3 protein-coding genes are annotated in these 3,853 nt (G+C 71.7%); all 3 read left to right on the top strand.

From position 1 onward, the window contains the following. The coding region (locus tag CCN72_RS33045; protein ID WP_086811923.1) for an RCC1 domain-containing protein at positions 1–2,154 on the top strand (2,154 nt) is incomplete at its 5' end. A gap of 226 nt (positions 2,155–2,380) precedes the next feature. Then, positions 2,381–3,427 carry an ABC transporter substrate-binding protein gene (locus CCN72_RS33040; RefSeq protein ID WP_086811921.1) on the top strand — a complete coding sequence of 349 codons (1,047 nt, stop codon included), beginning with the start codon at positions 2,381–2,383 and terminating at the stop codon, positions 3,425–3,427. A 32-nt stretch (positions 3,428–3,459) separates the two neighbouring features. Beyond that, positions 3,460–3,853: siderophore-interacting protein (locus CCN72_RS33035; protein ID WP_143664281.1), on the top strand; the 394-nt coding region annotated here is incomplete at its 3' end.

The raw sequence follows: 3,853 nt of genomic DNA, 5'->3' as shown, positions 1-3,853 counted from the left end.
GCCTGGGGCGACAACGGCTCGGGGCAGCTGGGCGACGGCACCACCACCGGGCGGTTGACCCCGGTCGGCGTGCACCTGCCCGCCGGCACCACCGTCACCGCCCTCGCCGGGGGCGGCGACTTCAGCCTCGCGGTGACCTCCGACGGCCGCGTTCTCGCCTGGGGAAACAACAGCAGCGGGCAACTGGGCGACGGCACCACCACCGACCGGACCACACCGGTCGAGGTGCACCTGCCGACCGGCACCACCGTCACCGCGGTCGCCGCCGGTCTCTCCCACAGTCTGGCGCTGACCTCCGACGGCCGGGTACTCGCCTGGGGCTACAACGCCTTTGGACAGCTGGGCGACGGCACCACCACCGAGCGGCTGACCCCGGTCGAGGCGGACCTGCCCATCGGCACCACCGTCACCGCCCTGTCCGCCGGGGCGTACTTCAGCCTGGCGGTGACCTCCGACGGCGGCGCCCTGGCCTGGGGCTACAACCTCTTCGGTCAGCTGGGCGACGGCACCACCACCAACCGCTCCACACCGGTCGAGGTGCACCTGCCCGCCGGAACCTCCGTCACCTCCGTTGCCGGCGGCGGCTTTCACAGCCTGGCCGTGACCACCGACGGACGCGCCTTCGCCTGGGGCTACAACGCCTTCGGGCAGCTCGGCGACGGCACCACGATCAACCACTCCACACCGGTGGACGTGCACCTGCCCACGGGCACCACCGTCACCGCCGTCGCCGCAGGTGACATTCACAGCCTGGTCCTGGCCTCCGACGGACGCGCCCTCGCCTGGGGCTTCAACGGTTCCGGACAGCTGGGCGACGGCACCACGACCAACCGCTCCACACCGGTGGACGTGCACCTGCCGACCGGCACCACCGTCACCGCCGTCGCCGCAGGAGACATCTTCAGCCTGGCGCTGGCCTCCGACGGCCGCGTACTCGCCTGGGGAAACAACAACTTCGGGCAACTGGGCGACGGCACCACCACCGAGCGTTCGACGCCGGTGGCATCGCATCTGCCCGCCGGCACCACCGTCACCGCCCTCGCCGCCGGAGACTTCCACAGCCTGGCGGTGGCCCGGGCGGCGGAGAGCACGACCACACTGACCGCGGAGCCGACCACGGCCGCTCCCGGGCAGCCGGTCACCCTGACCGCGCACGTGACCTGTTCGACGGGCACCCCCACCGGTGATGTCGTCTTCGACGACGACGCCACCGCCGTCGGCACCGTCACCCTCGACCCCGACGGCGACGCCGTCCTCACCACCACCGGTCTCGCCCTGGGCGCGCACCGGATCACCGCCCGCTACCAGGGCGACGGCAGTTGCCCGCCGTCCGTCTCCGAGACGGTCGTGGTGGTCGTGGAGGAGGCCCCGCGGCCGTCCCTCGGCCTCACCAAACGGGCCGAGTCCACCGGCCCGTTCGAGGTGGGCGACAGGGTCGGCTACGTCTACACGGTCACCAACACCGGCAACACCGCGCTGCACGGCGTGACGGTCACGGACGACCTGACCGCCGGTGTCACCTGCGACGCGACCGGCCTCGCCCCCGGTGCGATCACCGCCTGCCACGGCAGCCATGTGATCACCGAGGCCGACATCACCCCATGCCGCCCGGCGGTGGGCGGCTGCCTGCTCACCAACCTGGCCCAGGCCACGGCGTTCGAGCCGACCGGCCAGGAGGTCGCCGGCGAGCAGGCCACGGCCACCATCATCGTCCGGCGACAGCGGGCCGCCGAACTGACCCTGGCCAAGCGGGTCGTCACGCCCGGCCCGTTCCGTGCCGGGGACCGGGTCGCGTACGCCTACACGGTCACCGACACCGGGGACGCCGCCCTGCACGACGTGGCGGTCACCGACGACCTCGTCGCCCCTGTCACCTGTGCCACGACCACCCTCGCCGCCGGTGCGAGCACCACCTGCCACGGCACTTACACCGTCACCGGGACCGACGTCACTCCGTGCGCGAAGTCCGCCGGGTACGGCGGGGGCCCGGGCGGCGCAGGCTGCTGCGAGATCACCAACACCGCGCACGCGACGGCGACCGACCCGCAGGGCGACCGGATCACGAGCAACCGGGCCACGGCCACCATCCAGGTGAACGGCGGCAAGGACGACAACTGCTGTGAGCGGCACGGCGGTTACGGGAAGACCTCGTGAACCGCTCGTCCGCGGCCACGGAACCCGGCCATCGGACCCAGCCGCTGAACTGATCCGCGGTCACCGACCGGCGCCCCGCTCCCCGCAGCCGGAACGGGGCGCCGCCCTGTTCCGCGGGCCGAGCGGTCCGCCGGGAGGACCCGCTGGACAGCAGACAAGGTTAGGCTAACCTAAGCCTCGCACTTGTCCGGCGGCCGTCCCGCCCCGTTCGAAAGCGGTCCTCTCCATGTCCCATGCCCGTGCCATCCACCTCTCTCGCCGCGGCCTGCTCGCCGCGGGCGGCGCCGTAGGGCTCGGCGTCGCGCTCGCGGCCTGCGGGGACGACAAGGGCAAAGCCAAGGACGGCGGCAGCGGGTCGAGCGCGGCGAAGTCGGGTCCCTGGACGTTCAAGGACGACCGCGGCAAGACCGTGAAGCTCGACAAGATCCCGGCGAACATCGTCGCCTTCACCGGCGTCGGCGCCGCGCTCTACGACTACGGCGTCCAGGTCAAGGGCGTCTTCGGTCCCACCACGACCACGGGCGGCAAGCCCGACGTCCAGGCCGGCGACATGGACGTCAGCAAGGTGACCGTCCTCGGCAACGCCTGGGGCCAGTTCAACGTCGAGAAGTACGCCGCCCTCGCCCCCGACGTGCTGATCACCACGATGTTCGACGACGCCGGCACCCTCTGGTACGTCCCCGAGCAGTCCACCAAGCAGATCGCCGAACTCGCCCCCAGCGTCGGCATCTCCGTGTACGACCGTCAGATCACCCAGCCGCTCCAGCGGATGTGGGACCTCGCCGAGTCGCTCGGCGCGGACATGAAGGCCGCGAAGGTCACCGACGCGAAGAAGCGGTTCGAGGCGGCCGCCGCCCGGCTGCGCGCCGCCGCCAAGGCCAAGCCGCACCTCAAGGTGATGGCCGGCAGCGCGAGCGACCAGCTCTTCTACGTCTCGGGGACGCACCTGTCCATAGACCTGGAGTACTTCAAGGCCCTCGGCGTGAACTTCGTGGAGCCGCCGGAGAGCGCGAAGAAGCAGGGCGGCGGCTGGTACGAGTCGCTGAGCTGGGAGAACGTCGACAAGTACCAGGCCGACATCATCATGATGGACGACCGCTCGTCGGCGATCCAGCCCGCGGACATCACCAAGCCGACCTGGAAGAAGCTGCCGGCGGTCAAGGCGGGACAGGTCATCGCCCGCTCCCCCGAGCCGATCCTGTCGTACGACAAGTGCGTCCCGCTGCTGACGAGCCTCGCCGAGGCTCTGGAGAAGGCGAAGAAGGTCAGCTAGAAGCCGCCCCCACCCTTCCGACAGGAGCCCCCATGGCCACGGCCGCCGTCGAACCCTTCACGCTGTTCTCCCTCCAGGTCGCCCGCACCAGAAGGCTCGGGCCCTCCCTGGTGCGGGTCACCTTCGACGGGGCCGAGCTGAAGGGCTTCCACTCCGACGGACGCGATCAGTCGCTCTCCCTGTTCCTGCCGCACCCCGGGCAGAAGGAGCCCGTGGTGCCGCGCGACCTGGGAGAGGCGTGGTGGCAGGAGTACCGCGAACTCCCGGAGGACGTACGGGCCGTGATGCGCTCGTACACCCTGCGGGAGCTGCGGCGCGAGCCGGACGAGATCGACATCGACTTCGCCCTGCACGGGGTCGAACCCGGCGCCGCCACCCCCGCGGGGCCCGCCTCCCAGTGGGCCGCGCGGGGGTGGCGGCGCCGGG

Origin of the sequence: Streptomyces murinus, from assembly GCF_002154555.1 — a bacterium.
In the GTDB taxonomy this organism is placed as follows: Bacteria; Actinomycetota; Actinomycetes; order Streptomycetales; family Streptomycetaceae; genus Streptomyces; species Streptomyces murinus.
Note: the sequence above shows the minus strand (reverse complement) of the source record. Positions and strands in the feature narration are given on the sequence as shown.